The 23,359-nt window shown below is 65.7% G+C and carries 23 protein-coding genes; 10 read left to right on the top strand and 13 right to left on the bottom strand.

Going from position 1 to position 23,359, the window contains the following annotated elements:
* Window positions 1-3: 3 nt before the first annotated feature.
* Window positions 4-1,059, bottom strand: a complete 1,056-nt coding sequence (gene murB / locus L0U83_RS02565; protein ID WP_233880217.1) for a UDP-N-acetylmuramate dehydrogenase — start codon at window positions 1,057-1,059, stop codon at window positions 4-6.
* A gap of 277 nt (window positions 1,060-1,336) precedes the next feature.
* Between murB and L0U83_RS02560 the strand changes: the two genes are divergently transcribed.
* Window positions 1,337-1,822 (top strand): YajQ family cyclic di-GMP-binding protein, encoded by a 486-nt coding sequence (locus tag L0U83_RS02560; RefSeq protein WP_028202058.1) that lies wholly within the window; start codon window positions 1,337-1,339, stop codon window positions 1,820-1,822.
* Between the two features lie 90 nt (window positions 1,823-1,912).
* On the opposite strand, the gene L0U83_RS02555 is transcribed toward L0U83_RS02560, so the two are convergent.
* The 8 genes from L0U83_RS02555 to queG all read right to left on the bottom strand — a co-directional run bounded on the left by L0U83_RS02555 (window position 1,913) and on the right by queG (window position 9,203).
* Entirely contained in the window at window positions 1,913-2,401 is a 489-nt protein-coding gene (locus L0U83_RS02555; protein WP_233880215.1) for an SRPBCC family protein, read from the bottom strand.
* Complete coding sequence (locus L0U83_RS02550; protein ID WP_233880213.1) at window positions 2,394-2,717, bottom strand: ArsR/SmtB family transcription factor; 324 nt, start codon at window positions 2,715-2,717, stop codon at window positions 2,394-2,396. Before L0U83_RS02550 ends, L0U83_RS02555 begins: the two co-directional genes overlap by 8 nt.
* A gap of 80 nt (window positions 2,718-2,797) precedes the next feature.
* On the bottom strand, window positions 2,798-4,597 hold the full coding sequence (locus L0U83_RS02545; RefSeq protein ID WP_233880211.1) for a methyl-accepting chemotaxis protein: 1,800 nt from the start codon (window positions 4,595-4,597) through the stop codon (window positions 2,798-2,800).
* Window positions 4,598-4,784: 187 nt separating this feature from the next.
* Complete coding sequence (gene plsY / locus L0U83_RS02540; RefSeq protein WP_233880209.1) at window positions 4,785-5,405, bottom strand: glycerol-3-phosphate 1-O-acyltransferase PlsY; 621 nt, start codon at window positions 5,403-5,405, stop codon at window positions 4,785-4,787.
* A 186-nt stretch (window positions 5,406-5,591) separates the two neighbouring features.
* On the bottom strand, window positions 5,592-6,083 hold the full coding sequence (ybaK, locus tag L0U83_RS02535) for a Cys-tRNA(Pro) deacylase (RefSeq protein ID WP_233880204.1): 492 nt from the start codon (window positions 6,081-6,083) through the stop codon (window positions 5,592-5,594).
* Window positions 6,084-6,137: 54 nt separating this feature from the next.
* Window positions 6,138-7,112 (bottom strand): site-specific tyrosine recombinase XerD, encoded by a 975-nt coding sequence (gene xerD, locus L0U83_RS02530; RefSeq protein ID WP_373321041.1) that lies wholly within the window; start codon window positions 7,110-7,112, stop codon window positions 6,138-6,140.
* Between the two features lie 10 nt (window positions 7,113-7,122).
* On the bottom strand, window positions 7,123-7,608 hold the full coding sequence (locus tag L0U83_RS02525) for a methylated-DNA--[protein]-cysteine S-methyltransferase (protein WP_233880197.1): 486 nt from the start codon (window positions 7,606-7,608) through the stop codon (window positions 7,123-7,125).
* A gap of 170 nt (window positions 7,609-7,778) precedes the next feature.
* The gene (gene queG / locus L0U83_RS02520; RefSeq protein ID WP_233883641.1) at window positions 7,779-9,203 is read right to left on the bottom strand and encodes a tRNA epoxyqueuosine(34) reductase QueG; all 1,425 of its coding nucleotides are present in this window, start codon (window positions 9,201-9,203) and stop codon (window positions 7,779-7,781) included.
* A gap of 17 nt (window positions 9,204-9,220) precedes the next feature.
* Between queG and tsaE the strand changes: the two genes are divergently transcribed.
* Together tsaE and L0U83_RS02510 are read left to right on the top strand one after the other, a co-directional pair.
* Window positions 9,221-9,811, top strand: coding sequence for a tRNA (adenosine(37)-N6)-threonylcarbamoyltransferase complex ATPase subunit type 1 TsaE (tsaE, locus tag L0U83_RS02515; RefSeq protein ID WP_233880195.1), 591 nt, complete (start codon window positions 9,221-9,223; stop codon window positions 9,809-9,811).
* Window positions 9,793-11,352: an N-acetylmuramoyl-L-alanine amidase gene (locus tag L0U83_RS02510; RefSeq protein ID WP_233880188.1), complete on the top strand. Its 1,560-nt coding sequence runs from the start codon at window positions 9,793-9,795 to the stop codon at window positions 11,350-11,352. The genes tsaE and L0U83_RS02510 overlap by 19 nt, the downstream gene beginning before the upstream one ends.
* A 78-nt stretch (window positions 11,353-11,430) precedes the next feature.
* Here L0U83_RS02510 and L0U83_RS02505 read toward each other — a convergent pair whose 3' ends face one another.
* Complete coding sequence (locus tag L0U83_RS02505) at window positions 11,431-12,339, bottom strand: EamA family transporter (RefSeq protein WP_233880180.1); 909 nt, start codon at window positions 12,337-12,339, stop codon at window positions 11,431-11,433.
* A gap of 223 nt (window positions 12,340-12,562) precedes the next feature.
* On the opposite strand from L0U83_RS02505, the gene L0U83_RS02500 reads away from it, so the two are divergent.
* Both L0U83_RS02500 and trxA read left to right on the top strand, forming a co-directional pair.
* On the top strand, window positions 12,563-13,444 hold the full coding sequence (locus tag L0U83_RS02500) for a pirin family protein (RefSeq protein ID WP_233880178.1): 882 nt from the start codon (window positions 12,563-12,565) through the stop codon (window positions 13,442-13,444).
* A 93-nt stretch (window positions 13,445-13,537) separates the two neighbouring features.
* Complete coding sequence (gene trxA, locus L0U83_RS02495) at window positions 13,538-14,386, top strand: thioredoxin (RefSeq protein WP_233880176.1); 849 nt, start codon at window positions 13,538-13,540, stop codon at window positions 14,384-14,386.
* Window positions 14,387-14,437: 51 nt separating this feature from the next.
* On the opposite strand, the gene L0U83_RS02490 is transcribed toward trxA, so the two are convergent.
* Window positions 14,438-15,973, bottom strand: coding sequence for a mannose-1-phosphate guanylyltransferase/mannose-6-phosphate isomerase (locus L0U83_RS02490; protein WP_233880174.1), 1,536 nt, complete (start codon window positions 15,971-15,973; stop codon window positions 14,438-14,440).
* Between the two features lie 723 nt (window positions 15,974-16,696).
* Between L0U83_RS02490 and L0U83_RS02485 the strand changes: the two genes are divergently transcribed.
* Entirely contained in the window at window positions 16,697-17,431 is a 735-nt protein-coding gene (locus L0U83_RS02485; protein ID WP_233880172.1) for a Crp/Fnr family transcriptional regulator, read from the top strand.
* Between the two features lie 90 nt (window positions 17,432-17,521).
* On the opposite strand, the gene tcdA is transcribed toward L0U83_RS02485, so the two are convergent.
* Complete coding sequence (gene tcdA / locus L0U83_RS02480; protein WP_233880170.1) at window positions 17,522-18,394, bottom strand: tRNA cyclic N6-threonylcarbamoyladenosine(37) synthase TcdA; 873 nt, start codon at window positions 18,392-18,394, stop codon at window positions 17,522-17,524.
* A gap of 152 nt (window positions 18,395-18,546) precedes the next feature.
* Here tcdA and pdxH point away from each other — a divergent pair, with 152 nt between their 5' ends.
* From pdxH to L0U83_RS02465, 3 genes are all read left to right on the top strand, one after another.
* Complete coding sequence (pdxH, locus tag L0U83_RS02475; RefSeq protein ID WP_233880169.1) at window positions 18,547-19,188, top strand: pyridoxamine 5'-phosphate oxidase; 642 nt, start codon at window positions 18,547-18,549, stop codon at window positions 19,186-19,188.
* 162 nt (window positions 19,189-19,350) lie between these two features.
* Complete coding sequence (locus tag L0U83_RS02470) at window positions 19,351-20,565, top strand: class I SAM-dependent methyltransferase (RefSeq protein WP_233880167.1); 1,215 nt, start codon at window positions 19,351-19,353, stop codon at window positions 20,563-20,565.
* A gap of 106 nt (window positions 20,566-20,671) precedes the next feature.
* Window positions 20,672-22,066, top strand: a complete 1,395-nt coding sequence (locus L0U83_RS02465) for a DUF72 domain-containing protein (protein ID WP_233880165.1) — start codon at window positions 20,672-20,674, stop codon at window positions 22,064-22,066.
* 36 nt (window positions 22,067-22,102) lie between these two features.
* Here the strand turns inward: L0U83_RS02465 and msrA are convergent, their stop codons facing one another.
* Window positions 22,103-22,651, bottom strand: coding sequence for a peptide-methionine (S)-S-oxide reductase MsrA (gene msrA, locus L0U83_RS02460; RefSeq protein WP_233880163.1), 549 nt, complete (start codon window positions 22,649-22,651; stop codon window positions 22,103-22,105).
* 191 nt (window positions 22,652-22,842) lie between these two features.
* Between msrA and L0U83_RS02455 the strand changes: the two genes are divergently transcribed.
* Window positions 22,843-23,355 carry a flavin reductase family protein gene (locus tag L0U83_RS02455; protein WP_233880161.1) on the top strand — a complete coding sequence of 171 codons (513 nt, stop codon included), beginning with the start codon at window positions 22,843-22,845 and terminating at the stop codon, window positions 23,353-23,355.
* The last annotated feature ends 4 nt before the right edge of the window (window positions 23,356-23,359 follow it).

Below are 23,359 nucleotides of genomic sequence, written 5' to 3'. Positions count from 1 at the left end.
GCCTTACAGGCTGATGGGTTCCTGCTCTAGCTCCACGCCGAAGCGCGCGAGCACGTCTCGCTGGATCGCCTCTGCGAGTTCGAGAATGTCCGCGCCGGTCGCGCCGCCGCGATTGACGAGCACGAGCGCCTGACGCTCGTGCACCGCCGCCGCTCGCAGCGTACGGCCCTTCCATCCGCACCGGTCGATCATCCATCCAGCCGCGAGCTTTACGCGCCCGTCGGCCTGCTGATACGAAACGATGTGCGGTTCGCGCACGACGAGCGTGTCGAACTGCTGTGCTTCGATTACAGGATTCTTGAAGAAACTACCCGCATTGCCGAGTGCGAGCGGGTCAGGCAGCTTTGCGCGCCGCACCGCTACCACGGCGTCGAACACGGCGCGAGCATGCGGCGCCTCGCCGGCGCGGTGCTGCGCCAGCTCGCGCGCGAGATCAGCATAGCCCGCGTTGGCCTGCCACACCTTCGGCAGACGGAACGTGACCGAAGTAATGACGAAGCGGTCGCGCCCTTCGCGCTTGAAGAAGCTGTCGCGATAGCCGAAACGGCAGGCAGCCGCGTCGAACTCCACGGCTTGTCCCGTCGCCATCTCGATGGCTCGCACCGAGACGCAGCGCTCGGCCATCTCGAGCCCGTAGGCGCCGATGTTCTGAATGGGCGCCGCGCCCACCGTGCCCGGAATCAGCGCCAGATTCTCGAGGCCCGGCATGCCCGCTTCGAGTGTCCAGGACACAAAATCGTGCCAGTTCTCGCCCGCGGCCGCTTCCACGTACCAGGCATGGCTGTCTTCGTGGGCCACGCGCTTGCCGGCCAGCGCCATGAGCAGCACGAGTCCGTCGAAGTCGCGCGTGAGCACGACGTTGCTGCCACCGCCCAGCACGAGCGTGCGCAAGCCCTGGGCGCGCGGATCGCGCACGGCGGCGGCGAGATCGGCCTCGCTTTCGATCCGGCACGCGTAGCGGGCACGCACGTCAAAGCCGAACGTGTTGTGCGCGCGCAGCGCAAAACCAGCGGCGAACCACACGGAAGACGTAGCGACGGGCGTTTGGACGGCAGACATTGGGGAAGAACTGAACACGGACAGCAGACGGAAAAAAGCCGGATGGGCCGCCGGCGGACACCTTTGCACCGCGCATGACCGCGGATCTCGCCAGCGGGCGGCGGCAAGCCGCCTTGGGCAAACGCAACGGCGCCGGTAGAATGGCGTCGGTCCGTGATTATAGCGAGTGCGCGAACCGCTGCCTGAAAATGCGGCAGCGGGCCGCGGGCGCGCAGTTTGCACAGCGTTTGCATAGCGATCTGCACTGCCGTGCAGCTCGTACTTTTTGGAGAAAGCAATGCCATCGTTTGACGTCGTCAGCGAAGCCAACATGATCGAAGTAAAGAACGCCGTGGAGCAATCCAACAAGGAGATCTCCACGCGCTTCGACTTCAAGGGCTCGGATTCGCGCGTCGAGCAAAAAGAGCGCGAGCTGACCGCGTTCGCCGACGACGATTTCAAGCTCGGCCAGGTGAAAGACGTGCTGGTCTCGAAAATGGCCAAGCGCAATGTGGACGTCCGCTTCCTCGACTACGGCAAGATCGAGAAGATCGGCGGCGACAAGGTCAAGCAGGTCATCACCGTAAAGAAGGGTGTGTCGGGCGATCTCGCGAAGAAGATCGTCAAGCTTGTGAAGGACAGCAAGATCAAGGTCCAGGCCAGCATCCAGGGCGACGCCGTGCGCGTGACTGGCACCAAGCGCGACGACCTGCAAAGCGTGATCGCCATGCTGCGCAAGGACGTGACCGATACGCCGCTCGACTTCAACAACTTCCGCGATTAAAGCGGATTAAAGCGGCAAGTCCTGTGCATTGCGGGGCGGCTTTGGCCACCCCGTTTTCGTTTCACACACGCCCTTCGTCTTTTCTCGCGCTCAGTCCGCCGTCACCACGAGCGGCATGAGCACCTCGCCGGTTTCCAGCAGTGTCTTGAGATTCGAGAGGATGCGCGGCCATCCGCCCGACACCTTCTCGATGAAGACCGATCCCGGCCGCGCCATGCTGTGCGTAATCGTGAGCTTGACCGCGTGCTCGACGGGCTCGATGTCGATCGTGCAGTGCGAATCGCCCTCGGCATGGAGTTCGGAGACGAACATGTTGCGCCAGCGCAGCACCAACCGGCGCGGCGGATCGGACTCGACTATGGCGCCCGAGTCGGCGATACGGCCGTCGGCAAAGCGCAACGACCACGGCGAGCCCGTTTGCCAGTCGCATTCGTGATGCATGCCGAACCAGTAGCGCTCGGTGAACTCGCGGCTCGTGAGCGCCGTCCACAACGCTTGCGGCGTCGTGCGGATGAACGTGACGTAGACGAACGTCGAGTCGCCAGCGGCACTGACTTGCGCGTGCTTTTCGCTACTCATGATTGTCTCCTTCGAGTGAGCGTTTGAGGTCGACGAGCGCGCCCACGCGCTCGTGCTCGAACTTGCCGATCCACCGGGCCGCTATCTCGCCGATGGGCACCGGATTGATGAAATGGCGCTTCTCGCGTCCATGGCGCTGCGTCGCGACGAGATTCGCCTCCTCCAGCACCGCGAGATGCTTCGTGACCGCCTGGCGCGACATGGCCAGCCCCTGGCATAAATCGGTCAGCGTCTGCCCGTTTTGCACGTGGAGGCGATCGAGGAGCTGACGGCGGCTCGCGTCCGCCAGCGCACGGAATACGGCATCGTCGTTCATGCGTTAATTATGCAACCGTATGGTTGCATGTCAAGGTAAAAAGAACGGCGCCGCAGCGCCGCTCATTGCGCTCGGCCGCCTCAATCAAGCCTGAACTGACCGACCGCATCCGCGAGACTTGCCGCCTGGCCGCGCAGCGCCGCCGCGGCCGCCGTCGACTGTTCGACGAGCGCCGCGTTCTGCTGAACCATCTCGTCGAGCTGGCTCACCGCCCGGTTCACTTCCCGGATGCCGCGCGTCTGCTCGCTGGCCGCGTTGGTGACCTCGGAGATGATCGTCGTCACGTTCGAGACATTCGCGACGATCTCATCCATCGTCGAGCCCGCGCGGCGCACGAGTTGCGAGCCCGAAGTCACGCTGGAAACGGTCGATTCGATCAGCCCCTTGATCTCGCGCGCCGCCTGCGCGCTGCGCTGCGCGAGGCTGCGCACCTCGCCCGCCACCACCGCGAAACCGCGGCCTTCCTCGCCCGCCCGCGCCGCTTCGACCGCCGCATTCAGCGCGAGAATGTTCGTCTGAAAGGCGATGCCGTCGATCACGCCGATGATGTCCGCGATCTTCACGGACGCCTTCTCGATGTCGCCCATCGTGGTCACCACGTCGCCGATCACCGAGCCGCCGCGCGAGGCCGCCTGCGAAGCCGTGGCCGCCGTCACGTCGGCCTGCTGCGCCGCGTTCGCCGACTGCGCGACCGTCGCCGTGATTTCCTCCATCGATGCCGCCGTCTCTTCGAGGCTCGCCGCCGCCGACTCGGTGCGCCCCGAGAGGTCGACGTTGCCCGCCGCGATCTCGTCGCTCGCCGTGCGCACCGATTCGCTCGCGTCGCGGATGTGGCGCATCACCTCGCGCAGCTTGTCCATGAATGCGTTGAACGAACGCGCGATCTGCGCGACTTCGTCGTCGCCCACGGCGGGCAGGCGCTTCGTGAGATCGCCTTCGCCAGCGCTGATCGCATCCATCGCGTCGCGCACGCGCGAAAGGCGCTGGAACGACACGGCCGTGGCACCCGCCACGATCGCCGCAGCCGCCACCGCGATCACCACGAGCGCGATGAGCGACGCCGTGAGCAGCGAGCGCATCGCCGCCGTCGCATCGGCGCGGTCGAAAGCGACGACCACGCGCCAGTCGGTGCCCGGAATCGTTTGCGCGCGCATCAGCTTGACGTCGCCGTTCACGTCCACCTTCAGCGGTGCGGTGGCCGAGAACAACGCGTTCAGGCGGTCGCCGGCCAGTTCGGGCGCGAGTTCCGAAACGGGCTTGAGCGTGAGCTTCGCGTCGGGGTGCGCAACGATCGCACCGCTCGCGTCGACAAGCATGCCGAAGCTCGCGGGTGTGGGATGAATCGAGCGGACGTTGTCGATCACGCTGTCCATCGCCACGTCGGCGGAAATCACGCCCTTCACCACGCCGTCGCGAATCACGGGCTCGGCGAACGCCACCACGAGCTTGCCCGTGCCCACATCCACGTAAGGCGGCGTGACGACGGCCTTGCCTGCCGCGACGGCCTGCTTGTACCAGGGGCGGCCGGTCGGGTCATAGTCGGGCGGGATGCCGGTCGGATCGGAAAACTTCGCCGTGCGGTCGGCGTAGCCCACGTAGACGTTGGTGAAGCCGCCCGCCGCCGCGATCTGCTTGAGCGACGGCACGGGATCCGGCCCGAGCACGGCATCCTGCAGCGAGTCGATCATCCGCACGTGCGTCGCGACCCAGTCGGAAACGCCTTGCGCGTGGCTCTCTTCGAGCGCCGTGAGCGTGCTGTCGATCGAATCCTTGTTGTGCGAGTCAGCGACGAAATAGTTGAGCGCCGTATTCGCGGCAAGCGCGGTCACGACAATGACAACGCATAGCGCGACGATGCGCGCGCGGATAGTGGAAAACATCGGAGGGGAGTGCCGTGTGGGGAAGGAAGAGGAAAGCCGCCATGCCTGATCTGGAACTATCAGGGTTTACGGCAAACCACACGGTGTTCTTGAGGGCGCACCCGCAGAAGATGCGCCTTGAATCGCTTACTTACCAGACATTGGCGGAGGATAAACGAAATTATCAGACAAATAGATTGTCGATGGACTACTTGCCGGCGCCCGCCGCCTTCTTCTCGCCGATGCGGCTTTCCTTACCCGCGATGAGCTTGGAGATGTTCGCGCGATGCCGCCAGAACAGCAGCACGCTCATGGCGAGGATGGCGAGCGCGACGATGCGCGGGCCGAACATGAACACATAGTAGAGCGGCGCGAACACGGCGGCCGCCAGCGCCGCGAGCGACGAGTAGCGCGTGAAGAACGCGACGATGAGCCAGGTGGCGAGCGTCGCGACGCCGAGGATCGGATTCACGGCGAGCAGCACGCCGGCGGCGGTTGCGACGCCCTTGCCGCCCTTGAAGCGGAAGAACACCGGATACAGGTGGCCGAGGAACACGGCGATCGCGGCGAGCGCGACGGCGGCGTCGCCGAGACCGTAGCTCGGGCCGAAGTGCGCGACGAGCCAGACGGCCAGCCAGCCCTTGAACGCGTCGCCGATCAGCGTGAGGATCGCGGCCTTCTTGTTGCCGCTGCGCAGCACGTTGGTCGCGCCGGGATTGCCGGAGCCGTAGGAGCGCGGATCGTCGAGGCCCATGAAGGCGCTCACGATCACGGCGAACGAAACCGAACCGATCAGATAGGCAAGAACGGCGACGAACAGGTTGTACATGCACGAAACCCGGAGGAGGTGGAACGATGCGCGCCGGGCCGTGGCCGCCCGGCAACGCGCGACGGCGCTCATTCTACCGAAGCGCGGGCGCGCCCTGCCCGCACAGACGGCACAACCCCGCACAAACCAGGGTAATCAGGGAAGCAACGGGAACTGGCGGGAAGCCGGTTTAGCGAGCCCCGCGCGTTACTCCACGCTCGCGCACTGCACCGGCTTCGCGTTCAGGAGCGTCGTGAGCACCTTGGGCGCAAGGCTCACGAGATAGCCGCGACGGCCTCCGTTGAGCCAGATCTCGTCGAGCTCGAGTATGGTCGATTCGACGTACACGGGCATGGCCTTCTTTGTGCCGAAGGGCGAAGTGCCGCCCACCAGGTATCCCGAATGACGGTTCGCGACTTCGGGCTTGCACGGCTCGATGCGCTTCGCGCCGATCTGCCGCGCGAGATTCTTCGTCGACACCTTGCGGTCGCCGTGCATGAGGACGATGAGCGGCTTAGCGTGCTCGTCCTCCATCACGAGCGTCTTGACGACTCGATGCTCGTCCACGCCGAGCTGGCGCGCGGACTCTTCCGTGCCGCCATGCTCGACATACTCGTAGGGATGCTCGCCGAACTCGACGCCAGCGCGGCGCAGCATCTGCGTGGCGGGCGTTTCGGACACATGTTTCGTTTTGCTCATCGGCGCATTGTAATCGGAGGACTCGCAATGGCCGCGCGCCACCGCGTGCCAGGATCAGCCGCGCGGATGATGCTTCGCGTGCAAGAGGCGCAGCCGCTCGCGCGCGACGTGCGTATAGATCTGCGTCGTGGAGATGTCGCTGTGGCCGAGCAAAAGCTGCACGACCCGCAGGTCCGCGCCGTGATTGAGCAGGTGCGTGGCGAAGGCGTGGCGCATCGTGTGCGGCGAGAGCGGCGCATGCACGCCCGCTGCCGCCGCGTGGCGCTTGATGATGTGCCAGAACTGCTGGCGCGTCATGCCTTCGGCGCGCGCGGTCACGAAGAGCGCGTCGGTCGTGCGCGCGCCGAGCAGCGCCGGCCGCGACTCGCGCAAGTAGCGCTCGATCCACGCGTGCGCCTCCTCGCCGAACGGAATCAGCCGCTCCTTGGAACCCTTGCCGAGCACACGCACGACGCCTTCGTTCAAGCCCACCTCGACGGTCTTGAGCGTGACGAGTTCGGTCACGCGCAGGCCGCTCGCGTACATCAGTTCGAGCATCGTGCGATCGCGCAGGCCGAGCGGCGTCTCGACGTCCGGGGCGCCTAGCAGCGCCTCGACCTGCGCCTCGCTCAACGTGGACGGAAAGCGCGGCGCCTGCTTAGCCGACCGGATGCGCACGGTCGGGTCCGAATGCACGCGCTGCTCGCGCAGCGCCCAGCCGTAGTAGCGGCGAAACACCGAAAGGCGCCGGTTCGCCGACGTGGATTTGTCTTCCTTGCGGCGCGCGCTGTAGGCGAGCAAATCGTCTTCGTGGGTCGTATCGAGCGCGTTGGAACGCTCGCGCGCGAGCCACTGTGCGAAGAGGCGCAGATCGCGCCGGTAGGCGTCGAGCGTATTGCGCGAAAGGCCGTGCTCGAGCCACATAGCGTCGCAAAACGTGTCGATGGCGGTGAGGCTCGTGGCAAGCGCCTCGGCCGCTGCGGGGTCGAGCGCTTGCTGCGCCTCGTCGGCGGCGTCGCTTGCGGGAAGCGGCGGCGGATTCGTCGTCATCGTCATCGTGTCAGCGCAGTTGAAATCGGTTCGACGTGCATTCGTGGGCGAGCAGCCAGCGCTTCACGTCGCGAAAGAAGCCGTCGCCGCCGTGATGCGCGAAACCGCCGAGGCCGCTTGCCGACACCACGCGATGACACGGAATCACGAGCGGAAAGGGATTGTCGCCGCACGCCTGGCCCACGGCGCGCGGGCTGAGCCCGCCAATGCGCTTCGCGAGTTCGCCGTAGGTGAGGACTTCACCCGCCTCGATTGCGCAGATGCCGTCCCACACACGCCGCTGGAATTCGGTGCCAAGCGGTGCGAGCGGCAGGTCGAAGCCGGTGTCGGCGTTCTCGAAATACTGCCCGATCTGTTCGGCCGCGCGCTCGGCGAGTTCGCAATCGGGCTCGACGCTCGCCGTGTGCCCCGGCAGATAGACGATCTCGCGCAGCGCTTGCCCGACGGTGCGGATGCCGACCTTGCCGAATGGCGCGTCGATCACTGCGTTGAACATCGCCGTCTCCTGTCGATTCGGAGTTAGCGCTTCAGCGCTTACTCCGATCCCATGCAAAGCCGTGCGCGAACGTTGCACGCCATGGTGCCGCGATGGGCGCGCGATTTCCAGTGCGCCGTCGTTCAGTTTCATGTCGATGTCCATGTCCGCCTCAGCCGTTTTCATTTGCGTCAAGCCGCTTCGAGCGCCCAGAGCACATGTTCGCGCACGACCGCCGACGCGTCATGTTCGCGCTCGCGCAGCGCCTTCACGATCGCAGCACGCGCGGCGTCGCGGGCGGTATCCGCGCCTTCATGCGTCGTCGCGCGCAGCGCATTGCCCATCGCCACCGCGATATTGCGCGACCAGCTTTCATAGCCGATGCGCCGTATCGCGCTGCCCTGCATGCGCTCGTCGAACTGCGCCGCGCTCCATGCGAACAGATCGACGAGACTCGCACGATCGAGCCCATGACGCACGTCGAAATCCGCGACAGGCGCGGCCTGCGCGAACTTGTTCCATGGACACACGAGCTGGCAGTCGTCGCAGCCATACACACGATTGCCGATCAGCTCGCGCAGTTCCAGGGGAATGCTGCCCTTCAATTCGATCGTCAGATAGGAGATGCAGCGGCGCGCATCGACGCGATATGGCCCGGTGATCGCACCCGTCGGACACGCGTCGATGCAGCGCGTGCAACTGCCGCAATGCGCGCCCGGCGTTTCGGGTGCGGCGCTGGCTGGGTCGTCGGCGTCGGTGGGGAGCGGCACGTCCACGTAGATCTCGCCGAGAAAGAAGAGCGAGCCCGCGTCGCGTTGCAGGAGCAGCGTGTGCTTGCCGCGCCAGCCCACGCCCGCCTTCTGCGCGAGTTCGACTTCCAGCACGGGCGCGGAGTCGGTGAACACGCGAAAACCGAACTGGCCGATCTCGGCCTCGATGCGTTCGGCAAGCTGCTGCAGCCGCGCGCGCAACACCTTGTGATAGTCGCGCCCCCGAGCGTAGATCGACACGACGGCGGCGTGCGGGTCGGTCAGACGCGCGTGCTCGCGCAGCCGCCAGTCGGCGTGAACGCTCTCGTGGGCAACGTTCGTGCCAACTGCAGTGGCAACTGCGGTGGCAACTGCGGTGGCAACTTCGGTGCCAGCGCTCTCGCTTCGATCCGGGCCAGCTTGCGAAGCACTTTCGTGCGTCTTTCCCACCGCATTCGGCGCGAGCGTATCGATGGGCAAATAGGCCATGCGAGCGGTGATCACGCGTCGCGTGCCGGCCACAAGCTCGGCTGGCCGCGCGCGTTTCATCCCATGTTTGGCCATATAATCCATCTCGCCGTGGCAGCCAGCTTCGAGCCACGCGGCGAGGCCCGCCTCGGCATGGGAAAGGTCGGTGTCGCTGATACCGATCGCACCGAACCCCAGCTCGCGCCCCCACGTCCGGATGCGCGCCGCGAGCGCGGCGAGCGCCGCCTCATCGAGCGCAATGGCCGGCTCAATGGCCGGCGCAGACGACTCTCGCGGCGCCTGTGCTTGAGCACGCGCTTGAGCGGACGTTGGGTCGAGCGCCTCCGAAGACGCGCGCGCATCCAGCGCGGAGTTGGAAGGGGAATGCGTGGGGTTCATCACGTCATTTTACGAGAATGCCCGACACGCCCGGTCACGACCACGCGCCACTTTCGCTTGATCCATCCGCCGACGTTCTCCTCGAACGCCGTTTCGATCTCGCCGATGCCGACGCCACCGACGCCTTCGGCGCACGCTTTGCGCACGCGCTCGATTCGCTGCGCGCAGATGTTGCACAAAACAGCGCGCAAGATCACGACGCACCGCCCTTTCACGGCCTGCACGTGCAGTTGCACGGCGACCTCGGCGCGGGCAAGACCTCGCTCGTGCGCGCCACGTTGCGCGCGCTTGGCCACGCGGGCCGCGTGCGCAGCCCCACCTACACACTCGTCGAACCCTACACGGTCGCAACGCCGAATGGGGAACTCCAGCTGTATCACTTCGATCTGTACCGTTTCAGCGATCCGGCCGAATGGGCCGACTCGGGCTTTCGCGAATACTTCGCGCAAGGTGCGGTGTGCCTCGTCGAATGGCCGCAACGCGCGGGCGGCCTGCTCGGCGTACCCGATCTCGTGTTCTCGCTCGAGCCGGATGCAAGCGGCGAAGGCCGCGTGCTCACCGCCTACGCATTCAGCGCATCAGGAAAGGCATGTCTAGAAAGATGTTAATCAAACCGTTCCGCTCGATCGAGTCGGCCGCCACCGCCACGCACAACTGGCGTCGCCGGCAGATTCTGAAGGCGGGCGCCTCCACGCTCGTGCTCGGTCTCGCCGTGCCGCGCCTCGCGTGGGCCACTTCGGTCATCGGTGTGCGTGTGTGGCCCGCGCGCGACTACACGCGCGTCACCATCGAATCGGACCAGCCGCTGCAGAACGCGCAGCAACTGCTGCAAGGCCCCGATCGTCTCGTCGTCGATCTCACCGGTCTCGATCTCGACGACGCGCTCAAGAACCTCGTCTCCAAGATCACGCCTAACGATCCGCAGATCCAGGCCGTGCGCGTGGGCCAGTATCAGCCGCACGTGGTGCGCATGGTGTTCGACCTCAAGGGGTCGGTCAAGCCGCAGGTGTTCGCGCTGCAGCCGGTGGGCTCGTACCGGTACCGGCTCGTGTTCGACCTCTATCCGGCGGTCGCGCCCGACCCGCTCATGGACCTGCTGGCCCAAACCGAGCGCAAGCAGCAGCAACTCGATGCGCACCAGGCGATGAAGGACACCACTCCGCCGTCCACGCTCGCGGGCCCGAACACGCCGCCTGCGCACGACAACAGCGACGCGTTTTTCGAGCGCTACGCGCAGAACGATGCGGGAGGCGCGCCCAGCGCGCCGCGTCCCACGCCGCCGGCGCCGCCTGCCGTGGTCGTGCCGCGTCCGGGCAAACCTGCCGTGCCGAAGCCGCCCGTCATCGCCCAGCGCAACAACGATGACGGCGACAACCCAAGCGCCAGCGCCGACGACAACTACGGCTTCACCGCGCCTAAGTCCACCAAGGGCGGCACCACGCGCCTGTTGACCGTCGCGATCGATCCGGGCCACGGCGGCGAAGACCCTGGCGCGATCGGCAGCTCGGGCACCTACGAGAAGCACGTCGCGCTCGACATCGCGAAGAAGCTGCGCGCAAAGATCGACGCCCAGCCCAACATGCGCGCGATGATGACGCGCGACGCCGACTTCTTCGTGCCGCTGAACGTGCGCGTGCAGAAGGCGCGCCGCGTGGGCGCGGACCTGTTCGTCTCGATCCACGCCGACGCGTTCACCACGCCCGAGGCGCGCGGCTCGTCGGTGTTCGCGCTTTCGGAGCACGGCGCGTCGAGCGCCGCGGCGCGCTGGATGGCGAACAAGGAGAACTCGTCGGACCAGATCGGCGGCATCAGCGTGCAGACGGCCGACGCCGCCGTGAACCGCGCGCTCTTCGACATGTCGACGACGGCGCAGATCCGCGACTCGATGCGTTACGGCGGCTTCGTGCTCAACGAGGTCGGCGAGATCAACAAGCTGCACAAGGGCTCGGTCGAGCAGGCGGGCTTCGCGGTGCTCAAGGCGCCCGACATTCCGTCGATCCTCGTGGAAACGGCCTTCATCAGCAATCCCGAAGAAGAGACCAAGCTCAACGACGACGCCTATCGCGACAAGATGGCGAACGCGATTCTCAAGGGCATCAAGCGCTATTTCGCGGCCAATCCACCGCTCGCGAAGAGCCGGATGACCTGAGGCACGCAAGTCCGGCATCCTGGCCAACGCCGCGCACGCCTTCGGGCTCGCGCGGCGTTTTCATTTGGAGCGCACGTATCAAGAGCGCGCGGCCCCGAGGCGCTGTTTGACCCAGCCACCGAACACGTTGACGGCGAGCCCGCCCATCACGAGCGCGGCGCCGCCAATCTCGGCCGCGCTCAACTGCTCGCCGAGCAGGAGCGAGGCCGAGACGAGCCCGACGATCGGCACGAGCAGCGAGAACGGCGCCACCTGGCTTGCGGGATACTTCGAGAGCAGACGGCTCCAGAGGCTATAGCCGATGAGCGTCGCAACGAACGCGAGATAGACGATCGCGCCCACCGAAGTCATGCCGATGCCCGAGAGCGCGGCCACGATGCGCTGCGGACCTTCCATCCAGTACGAGAGCACGAGAAACGGCAGCGGCGGCACGAGGCTCCCCCACACCACGAGGCCGACGAGATCCACCTTGCCCACCTTCTTCGTGACGATATTGCCGAGCGCCCACATGCAGGCCGCGCACAGCGTGAGCACGAAACCGGCGATGGTCATGCCTTGCGCGCCAGCTGCCGCAGTGCCACCCATCGATTGCACGCCGATCAGCGCGAGACCGCCCGCGGCGATCAACAAGCCGATTACGTTCTGCGCGTGAAAGCGCTCACGCAGAAACACCGCCGCAAAGCCGAGCGTGAAGAACGCCTGCGCCTGCAGCACGACCGAAGCGAGGCCTGCGGGCATGCCCACGTACATTGCGGTGAAGAGGAACGCGAACTGACCGAGCGAGATGGTCGCGCCGTACGCCAGCAGCCAGCGCAGCGGCATTTGCGGGCGCTTCACGAACAGCACGGCGGGAAAAGCCGCCAGCATGAAGCGCAGCGCGCCGAGCAGGAGCGGCGGCACGCCGTGCAGCCCGACCTTGATCACGACGAAATTCACGCCCCACGCGAGCACCACCACCAGCGCGAGCAACAAGTCCTTCGGCGACATCCCCTCTCTCCTCTTTTGCGTCATGCCTTTTCTTCGAAGCGGCGATCTTACCGCCTCGCGCCGCCGCGCGCCGCGCCGCCAGCGCCGGGCCCATGCGTTGGCCGCACGCCGGGAACACCGGCGTTAGAATGAGCGCCAGCCTCGCGCGCAGTCTGTCTCGCGCGCCGATTTCGCCCACTCGCTGGCCCAAAGCGGGCACCGTACGACTCATCCAGGAAGCCTCATGTCCTCATCGATCAAAGCGGTTCTCAAGCCTCATCAACGCGACATCGGCAATCTCTATGTGCGGCGCGTGCTGCCCGCGCTCGCCGCGCGCCTCGTCGGCCCGTTTATCTTCTTCGACCACATGGGTCCCGCCACGCTGGCGCCGGGCTCGGGCGTGGACGTGCGCCCACACCCGCATATCGGGCTCGCCACGGTCACCTATCTCTTCGACGGCGCGCTCATGCATCGCGACAGCATCGGTTCGAGCCAGAAGATCGTGCCGGGCGACGTGAACTGGATGACGGCCGGGCGCGGCATCGTCCACTCCGAGCGCACGCCCGACGAGGACCGTGCCACCGGCCTCACCATGCACGGCATCCAGACCTGGGTGGCGCTGCCGTTCGATCACGAAGACACCGAGCCGTCGTTCTTCCATCACGCCGCCGACACGCTGCCCGAAATCGAGCGCAATGGCGTGACGATGCGCGTGATCGCCGGCACGGCGTTCGGCGCGACTGCGCCGGTAGAGACCTTCTCCGGCACACTCTACGTCGCCGCAGATTTCGCGCCGGGCAGCGCCATCGCGCTCGACGCGGAGCACGAAGAGCGCGGCGTCTATCTCGTGGAAGGCGATCTCGCGATCGACGGCACGCCGCTCGAACAGCACACGATGGCCGTGCTGGTGCCGGGCGAAACCGTCACGCTTTCGAGCGCAAATGGGGCACGCGTGATGCTGCTCGGCGGGGAAAAGCTCGAAGGCGAGCGCTTCATCGAATGGAATTTCGTGGCTAGCTCGCGCGAGAAGATCGAAGCCGCGAAGGAAGCGTGGACGCGCCAGGAAATGGGGCATGTTCCCGGCGAAACGGAATGGATTCCGCTGCCGGAAAAGAAGCCGCGCTAAGGCTCAACAGGGCTCGCCGCATTCGCAGGACAATTGAAACTCGGGCGTTTCGTCCCCAACTAGCGGCATAACGGATTTCTCAACGAGGACGCAATGGACACCACTCTCGCCACTTTCGAAAAAGATGTGATCGAAGCGTCGGCGCTCGCCCCGGTGCTGGTCGACTTCTGGGCGCCCTGGTGCGGCCCTTGCAAGAGCCTCGGCCCGATGCTCGAAAAGCTCGAGGCCGACTACGCGGGCAAATGGAAGCTCGTGAAGGTGAACGTCGACGAAAACCAGGAGCTTGCCGCGCACTTCGGCGTGCGCAGCATTCCGCACGTCGTCGCATTTGCCGACCGCCAGGCGGTCGATCAGTTCGTGGGCGTGCTGCCCGAAGGCCAGCTACGCCAGTTCCTCGACGGCCTGATCCCCGACGGCGTCGACGCCGCGCGCCGCGTCGCGCAGGAAGCGCTGGCCGAAGGCCGCCGCGACGAAGCGTATGAAGCGCTGCAGGCCGCGCTCGCGTTCGATCCGGGCAACGACGAAGTGCGCATGGACGTGATCGAGATGCTGCTCGCCGACAACCGCGCCGACGACGCGCAAAAGGAAGTCGAGCTGCTTTCGCCCAAGACCACGCAAGGTATCGACGCGCGCTTCAACGCGCTCAAGACGCGCCTCGACGCGCTCGACGCCGCCGCCGACCTGCCGCCCACCGACGCGCTCGAAGCCCAGGTCGCCGCCAACCCTGGCGACCTCGAAGCGCGCTTCGATCTGGCGAACGCACTGATCGCACGTCACAAGTACGCGGACGCGCTCGAACATCTGCTGGAGATCGTGAAGCGCGACCGCACCTTCCGCGACGATGTGGGCCGCAAGACCATGCTTTCCGTGTTCGATCTCGCGGCGCATCAGCCGCAGCTCGTGAGCGAATGGCGGCGCAAGCTGAGCGCGACGCTGAACTGATCCTGCGAGGGGCGAGGACGCCGCGTGCGTCCTCGCGTTACGTTCAGTCGCCTACGCCTGAACGCGGCCGTACTGGTCGTCGAAGCGCACGATGTCATCCTCGCCGAGATAGCAGCCCGACTGCACTTCGATGATCTCGAGCGCCGTCTTGCCCGGATTTTCGAGCCGGTGCGTCATGCCAAGCGGGATATAGGTCGATTCGTTCTCCGAAAGCAGAAGCACGTCGTCGCCGCGCGTCACGCGGGCCGTACCGCGCACCACGGTCCAGTGCTCGGCGCGGTGATGATGCATCTGCAGTGAGAGCCGGCCACCCGGCTTCACGACAATGCGCTTGACCTGAAAGCGCTCGCCCTGATCGACCGAGTCGTACCAGCCCCACGGGCGCTCCACGCGCCTGTGCTGGCGCGCCACTTCGCTGTGCTGCGCCTTGAGCTTCGCAACCACCGCCTTGACGTCCTGAACGCGGTCTTTCGCGACAACGAGCACGGCGTCCGCTGTCTCGACCACGACCATGCCGCGCACGCCCACGCAGGCAACGAGCCGACCGTCCGAATGCACGAAGGTATCCGTCGCATCCTCGAATAGCACGCGACCGCGCGCGACGTTGCCGTTCTCGTCCTTCTCCGAGACCTGCCACAGGGCATCCCACGCCCCGACGTCCGACCAGCCCGAACGCAGCGGCACGACCACGCCCGCGAGCCGCGCATTCACGCCGACCGACTCCATCACCGCGTAGTCGATCGAATCGGACGGACAGGCGGCGAGCGCGTCGCGGTTCAAATGGATGGTGCCGTCTGCGTCGACGGCGGCGCTCTCAAACGCCGCCGCGCACTGCGCCGCGATGAGCGGCCGGCTGTGTGCGATCGCCGCAAGCCAGACCGATGCGCGCACAACGAAAATTCCACTGTTCCATAGATAGTTGCCCGAAGCCACATAGCTCGCCGCGCGCTGCGCATCGGGTTTCTCCACGAAATGCTCGATGCTGCGCGCCCCGCTGCTGCCAAGCGGCAATCCCGCGCCGATGTAGCCGTAGCCCGTTTCGGCACGCTGAGGCGGCACGCCGAGCGTGACGATCGCGCCACGCGCCGCGTGCGTCACGGCTTCTTCGAGAGCGGCGGCGAACGCCGCGCTATCGGCGATCAGATGGTCCGCGGGCATTGCAACGAGCACGGGATCGCCATCTCTGCTCGCCGCAAGCGCCACCGCAGTCAACGCGGGCGCCGTGTTGCGCGCGAGCGGTTCCAGCACGAAGCGTGCGGTCATGCCGCTGCGTCCAAGACGGTCAGCGGTCAGATGGCGCAGGTCCTCGCTGCTCACGACGAACGGCGCAGCCTTGCGAACCGCTGTGTGCACTTCAGGCAGTGAGGCAACGCCGTGCAGGAATACGCCATCGAGGCGCCGCACGGTCGCCTCGAGCAGCGACTCGCCATCGAGCAGATCGATCAGCTGCTTGGGACAGTGTTCGCGAGAAAGCGGCCATAGCCGCGTGCCGGAACCGCCCGCCAGCACAACGGGCTGAACGATCAGCTCGGCTTCGCCTTCATTTGCTGCGGCTATCAGGCCGGCAGACGTCACGTCGTTGTTCATCAGGATGACTCCCCCGCAGCAATGTGCCTGGTTTCGTTATCTGGTTCGCATACGGGTGCCATTAGAACAAGACGTGTCGCGCGAATCTGTACGCGCAGCCACATTGATCGCAGGGGCCGTCACGATATTTTTCCGAGCGACGCAGACGCGGGCAGCGTTATGTGCGGCAGCGCACTAAGCACGAAGAGGTCCGCCCGATGTGATGTTTCACATCCGAACGTTTTTGCGAAAGTGTCAGTGCCACCCCAACAGAACTGAATCAAAATCGCTGCGCTGCAGAGGCCGGCGTGCACCGCCCTCCCTGGCCTTGGCCCGACGGTGTTTCAAAGAGGACTCATTTCCGTCCACCCGCATGCCGAATGCAAATATCAATACAAATCAATGAGTTGACGACGATAAACTTCAGTTGATTGGCAAGTCGCGCCGCGCGGATGGTGTACAGAACTGAAACAATAATGCGGCGAAGTGTCGTCCTGGAAATTGCTCAGACCACGCAAACCCGCAAGCGTCCTCACTTTCGCTGCCGCTGGCACAACCCCTGCTAAGTAGAGTTCGCGACCGAGGCATGGATGCCGACAATCGAGATCGCAAATTGCTACGGGGCTTACGGGCCGGCGCAACGAACGTATAGCCGTACGGGTAACGGCGATAACAAGAAAGTTCGGCGACCGGAGTTAGAAAAAAATCAGGGGGCGGCACGCCGCTTCACGCGAGGACCAAATCATGTTGACCCTTCAATCCGATCTGCACGGCAATCATCTGCTGGGCGCACTTCCGTCGCACGAGTGGCAAGCGTTGGCGCCGCATCTCGAACTTGTTCAACTGCGCACTGAACAACTGCTCTGCGATTGTGGGCAGCGTATCCATCACGTGTACTTTCCGACGACGGCAGTCATCTCGATGCTCTCGACGATGGAAGATGGCAGCTCCGTCGAAATTGCAGCCGTGGGCCGCGAAGGCATGACCGGCGTGCCGGTGCTGACCGGCGGCGAAACCATGCCGAACCGCGTGCAGGTGCAAAGCTCTGGCTTCGCCTACCGCATCAGCGCACAGGCACTCAAGCAGCAGTTCGCGCGCTCGGAGCTCCTGCGCCGCATCACGCTGCTTTACATGCATGCACTCCTCACGCAAGTCGCGCAGACGGCCGCCTGCAACCGTCACCATTCGCTGAGCAAGCAGCTGTGCCGGTGGCTGCTGATTGAAGTGGATCGCGTCGATTCGAACGATCTGAGCGTGACGCAGCAACTGATCGCCGACATGCTCGGCGTGCGCCGCGAAGGCATCACGGAAGCAGCCGGCAAGCTGCACGACGAAGGCCTGATCCATCACAGCCGCGGCAAGATCCGTGTGCTCGACCGCAAGCGCCTCGAAGCGCGCGCCTGCGAGTGCTACGGTCTCGTACGCCGCGAGTTCGATCGTCTGCTGCCGCGCCTGCATGAAGCGGAAGCCGTCGAATAAGTCGGCCGGCTCGCAGTTCGTTCGCTTTCCACGCTACAAAAAAAAGCGTGCCTTACGAGGCACGCTTTTTTGCGTTCTTTGCGCCCGGCTTCAGCGCCCATTGGCTTGATGCGCCAGCGTTCGCAGCACGTACGAAGCCGCTGCGAACCCAAAGCTCGCCGTCACGCACACGCTCGAACCGAAGCCCGCGCAATTGAGCCCCACCGGACCGTGATGCCCCGGCGACGTGGTCACGTGCTCGGCCTCGGCGTCGATATCGCACACGGCGGCTTCGGGATAGATGAGCGGCTCGTCCGAATACACCGCGCTCACCTTGAACTTGGCCTTAGGCCCGCGCGGAAAGCCGTGCTGCTTGCGCAACTGGCCACGCACCTTGGAGAGCAGCGGGTCCTGGATCGTGAGCGCGAGATCGTCGATGCGAATGCGTGTCGGGTCGAGCTGCCCGCCCGCGCCGCCCACCGTGATGAGCGGCACGCGATGCTCGACGCACCAGGCGATCAGCGCGGTCTTGGTTCGCACGCTGTCGATGGCGTCGATCACGAAGTCGAAGCCGCCGCCGAGCAGTTCGGCGAAGTTCGACGGCTCGACGAAATCCTCGACGAGACGCACGTCGCAGGCCGGATCGATGAGCTTGATGCGCTCGGCCATGGCCTCGACCTTCGGCTTGCCGTAGTTGCCGTCGAGCGCGTGGATCTGGCGGTTGGTGTTGCTCTCGGCCACGTTGTCGAGGTCGATCAACGTGAGCTTGCCGATCGCGCTGCGCGCGAGCGCCTCGGCGGCCCACGAGCCCACGCCGCCAATGCCGATCACGGCAACGTGGGCGCGCTCGAACGCGTCGAGCGCAGGTGCGCCATAAAGCCGCGCGATTCCGCCGAATCGGCGGGCCCGGTCGGCAACATCGTCGGCGGGGCTCGGGGTAAGATCGACGGAGCCGGCGGCAGGGGAAATCGGGATACTGGACATGACGGTAGGCAATCGTAAGCGGACCGGTTGCACGCTGCTGTCACGGTCCTCGCAAGACCCGTATTTTGCCTGATCGCGCCGAACGAGGCCGTGCGCCCCTGTTTCCTCGCCTGTTCGATATACTTGTCCGCATTGAAGCGTCTGCATAAAAGATGACATCCCTCGCCGATCTCCGCAAGACCTACTCGCTCGGCTCGCTCGACGCCGCCGACGTCGATCCCGATCCGATCCGCCAGTTCCAGACCTGGTTCGCCCAGGCGCTCGACGCAAAGCTGCCCGAGCCCAACGCCATGACGGTCGCAACCGTCGACGAGCAAGGCCGCCCCGCCGCGCGCATCCTGCTCATCAAGGGCGTGGACGAGCGCGGCTTCGTGTTCTTCACGAACTACGAGAGCCGCAAGGGCCGCGAACTGAGCGCGAATCCGCATGCGGCGCTGCTCTTTCACTGGATCGAGCTGGAGCGTCAGGTACGCATCGAGGGCAAGGTCGAACTCACGAGCGCCGAGGAAAGCGACGCGTACTTCAATTCGCGCCCGCTTGGCTCGCGCATTGGCGCATGGGCCTCGGAGCAGAGCACGGTGATCGCGAACCGCGAGACGCTCGAAGCACGCGAGCGCGAAATCGTCGCGCAGTATGGCGAAGCGCCGCCGCGCCCGCCGCACTGGGGCGGCTACCGGCTCGTGCCGGAGGCCATCGAGTTCTGGCAAGGTCGGCCGTCGCGACTGCACGACCGTATCCGCTATGCGCGTGAGAGCGCGAGTGCGGCGTGGAAGATCGAACGTCTCGCGCCCTGATCGAATGCGCGCGGCGTAGTGGACTGACGCCGCGCTCACCTTGTTTTCGTCTCACCGCTTTCGTTTCACGTTGTTCAGTACCTCGCTGTCGCCATAAATCAAGCATCGCAATTCGCTTTTGTCATTGGGCTTCACTCGTTCATCTGACATGGAGAGAAAAGCATGTTCTGGGAGAAAAAACTCGCACAGTGGGTAGAAGAAGTGCGCAACAAGGCCGACCTGCCTGCCCGCCTCGTGCTCTGGAGCGGGAAGCAATACGACTTCGGCCACTTCGCCGCCCCTCGTGTCACGCTCAAGGTCAATAGCGCGTCGGCGCTGCCGCTTCTGCTCACGCCGAGCCTCGACAATCTCGGCGAGGCCTACGTGAAGGGCAAGATCGACATAGAAGGCAAGCTCGCCGACATCATCAACATCAGCTATACGCTCGCGCGCAGCACCGTCACGAGCGCCAGCAAGCTCGCGCGCGTGCGCCGCTACTTCACGCATTCGAAGTCCACGGACAAGCAGGCCATCCAGTACCACTACGACGTCTCGAACGAGTTCTACAAACTCTGGCTCGACGAGAACATGGTCTATTCGTGCGCCTACTTCGAGAACGGCGATGAAGACCTGGCCACCGCCCAGCTCAAGAAAATCGACCACATCCTCACCAAGATCCAGGTGAAGGAAGGTCAGACACTGCTCGATATCGGCTGCGGATGGGGCGCGCTCGTGCTGCGCGCGGCGCAGAATTTCGGCGCGCGCTGCGTGGGCGTGACGCTCTCGCAGAACCAGTTCGATCTCGCCACCGCGCGTGTGAAGGCCGCGGGCCTCGAAGATCGCATCGAGATCCGGCTGCAGGACTATCGCGACATACAAGGCCAGTTCGACCGCATCACGAGCGTGGGGATGTTCGAGCACGTCGGGCGCAAAAATCTGCCGGGCTATTTCCGCAAGGTCCACGATCTGCTCGCCGACGACGGCATTGCCATGAACCACGGCATCACGTCGTCGGACGCCGATTCGGGCGAAACGGCGCTCGGCGGCGGCGAGTTCATCGACCGCTACGTGTTCCCCGACGGCGAGCTGCCGCACATCGGCCTCGCGCTCGAAGCGGCGCAGCGCGGCGGCCTCGAAGCGGTTGACGTGGAAAGCCTGCGCCGTCACTATGCGCACACGCTCGATTTGTGGGCGGAGAATTTCGAGGCGCGCGCCGAGGAAGCGAAACAGCTCGTCGACGACGTGAAGTTCCGCATCTGGCGCGTTTATCTGGCGGGTTGCGCGTACGCGTTCGAGCACGACGACGTGTCGATCTTCCAGATCGTCTGCCGCAAGGCCGGCCGCAGCGCGACAACGCTGCCGTGGTCGCGCCGGTATATGTACGAGAAGCCGCTGTGACGCCGGCGGCGGCGCGGTTCACCGCGCCGCCAGCGAATCGACTGTTTCCGCAGTTGCGCCCGGCTCAGGCGGCTTCGCCCCACGACCGCCATCACGACGCCACTGCATGAACGAACGCGACGACGGCCACGACCTGTTTGGCGACATGACGCGCGGGTCGGCCAACGACTCCGGCCCCGGGGACGCCAACCCGGACGCGCGCCGCGCTGCACGCCGCAACGCGCCGAAAGCCGAAGCCCGTGCCGAGCCGCAGCCCGACCTGTTCGGCTTCGCGGCGCCGGTGCCCACGCCTGCGCCGAAGTCCGCGACCCTGCGCCCCGCTCGCCCCACGCGCGATGACGACGCCGAAGTGGAAGCGCGCGAAGAAGGCGAGCCGCGCGAGAAAGCGCTGAAAAAGCCCAACCCCGACGCTCCCAAGCGCCGTGGCCGCGGCGTGCTGCCCGCGGTGGCCACGCAAGACACGCTCGACGTCGCAGCCGCGCTGCCCGCGAGCGTGCGGCTCGGCACCTCGTCGTGGTCGTTTCCGGGCTGGCGCGGCATCGTCTACGGCGAGGACTACAGCCAGTCCAAGCTCGCCCGCGACGGCCTCTCGGCCTACGGCGCGCATCCGCTGCTGCGCTCGGTGAGCATCGACCGCTCGTTCTACGCGCCCCTCACCGTCACCGACTACCTGCGCTATGCGCAGCAAGTGCCGGACCACTTCCGCTTCATCGTGAAGGCGCCGGCGCTCATCACCGACGCCAGTGTGCGCGGCGAGCGTGGCGAGCCCGTCTCGGCGAACCCGTGCTTTCTCAATGCGGAGCTGGCCGCGCGCGAATTCGTCGAGCCGTGCCTCGCGGGCCTCGGCAGCAAGGCAGGCGCGCTCGTGTTCCAGTTCCCGCCGCTGCCCGATCAGCTGCTGGCCGACCCGGCGGCGTTCGTCGAACGGCTTACCGCCTTCCTCGCCGCGCTGCCGCCGCTGCCCAAACCAGCCGAGCCCAGCGCAGCTGGCGACGGCCCCTGCTACGCCATCGAGATCCGCGACGCGATCCTGCTCACGCCGCGCTTCGTGCGCACGCTGCGCGCGGCGGGCGTGCGCTACTGCGTCGGCCTGCACGCCCGCATGCCGGACCCGCTGCGCCAGGCCGCCGCGCTCGCGCTGATGGACGGCGAGGCCCCCGCCGGCCCGCTGATCGTGCGCTGGAGCCTGCACAGCGGCTTCAAGTACGAGCAGGCGAAGGCGCGCTACGAGCCGTTCGACAAGCTGGTGGACGAAGACCCGCACACGCGCGTCACGCTCGCGGAACTGGCCGCGCGCTACGCGATGGCGGGCCAGCCCGTGCTGATCACGACGAACAACAAGGCGGAGGGATCGGCGCCGCTCACGTGCGCGAAGCTCGCGCGGGCGATTGCGGACGAGATGGAACGCTTACGCGGGGAAACGGCACTGGACGCCGCACGCGACGCAACGCCGGACGAAGCATCGCCCGGCGTGCAGGAAGAAGAACAAAACGATGACTGACGCGCGAAACGAAACCGCCCGCTCTCCTTCTGGTGCTTACTCGGGCTTGAGCCGGTGCGCGAACTTCTGCCGGAACTTCGCAACCTTCGGCGCGACCACGAACGAGCAATAGCCCTGGTTCGGGTGTTGCGCGAAGTAGTTCTGGTGATACGCCTCGGCGGGGAAATAGTTGCCGTCGAGCGACAGCACCTGGGTGACGATCTTGCCGTCGTACACGCCTTCAGCGGCCAGTTCGCGAATCGCCTGCTCGGCCGTTTCGCGCTGCGCCTCGGAGTGCGTGAAGATCGCCGAGCGGTACTGCGTGCCCACGTCGTTGCCCTGGCGGTTCAACTGCGTGGGATCGTGAATCGCGAAGAAGATGTCGAGAATCTCGCGATAGCTGATCTTCGCGGGATCGAAGTCCACCTTCACGACCTCAGCGTGGCCGGTCTCGCCGTCGCAGACCTGCTCGTAGCTCGGGTTCGCCACGTGGCCGCCCGCGTAGCCCGACTCCACTGCACTCACGCCATCCACGCGCAGATACACCGCCTCCAGGCACCAGAAGCACCCGCCGCCCAGGGTGGCCGTTTCGACTGTCTGACTCATGCTGTTCGCTCCTTTGATCGTGACTGCGGACGCAATTACGGACCTAACTTCGGACACACCACGCGGTGCCCTGCGCGACCCGCCATCCGCCGCTTCCGCTAAAATTGTGACAATTCGCCGAATTTCCACATGACGTTGATCCCGATTTCTGCTCCCGCCGCCGCGCGCGCGGCCCGTGAAGGCCTGCACCGATGACCCGCCGCGCCACCCCGCCCAACTTCGACGACGGCGCATTCCGCCGCGCGCTTGGCCAGTTCGCCACCGGCGTAACGGTCATCACGACGCGCGCGCCCGACGGCACGCTCATCGGCATCACGGCCAGCTCGTTCAACTCGGTCTCGCTCAATCCGCCGCTCGTGCTGTGGAGCCTCGCCACACGCTCGGCCTCCATGCCCGTGTTCCGCTCGAACAGCCATTATGTGATCAATGTGCTCGCCGCGTCGCAGCTCGACCTGTGCAAGCGCTTTGCGACCGTGAAGGGCGACCGTTTCGAGGGCGTCTCGCACGCGGCCGGCGACACCGGCATGCCCGTGCTGGACGGCGCGATCGCGTGGTTCGAATGCCACAACCGCAGCCGCTACGACGAAGGCGACCACGTGATCTTCGTCGGGGAAGTGGAACGCTGCGGCGTGCGCGAGGATGGCACCGACGCTTCGCCGCTCGTGTTCCACGGCGGCGCGTTCCACCAGCTCCAGTCGCTCTGAAGCC

It is taken from the genome of Paraburkholderia flagellata (assembly GCF_021390645.1).
Lineage (GTDB): Bacteria > Pseudomonadota > Gammaproteobacteria > Burkholderiales > Burkholderiaceae > Paraburkholderia > Paraburkholderia flagellata.
Note: the sequence above shows the minus strand (reverse complement) of the source record. Positions and strands in the feature narration are given on the sequence as shown.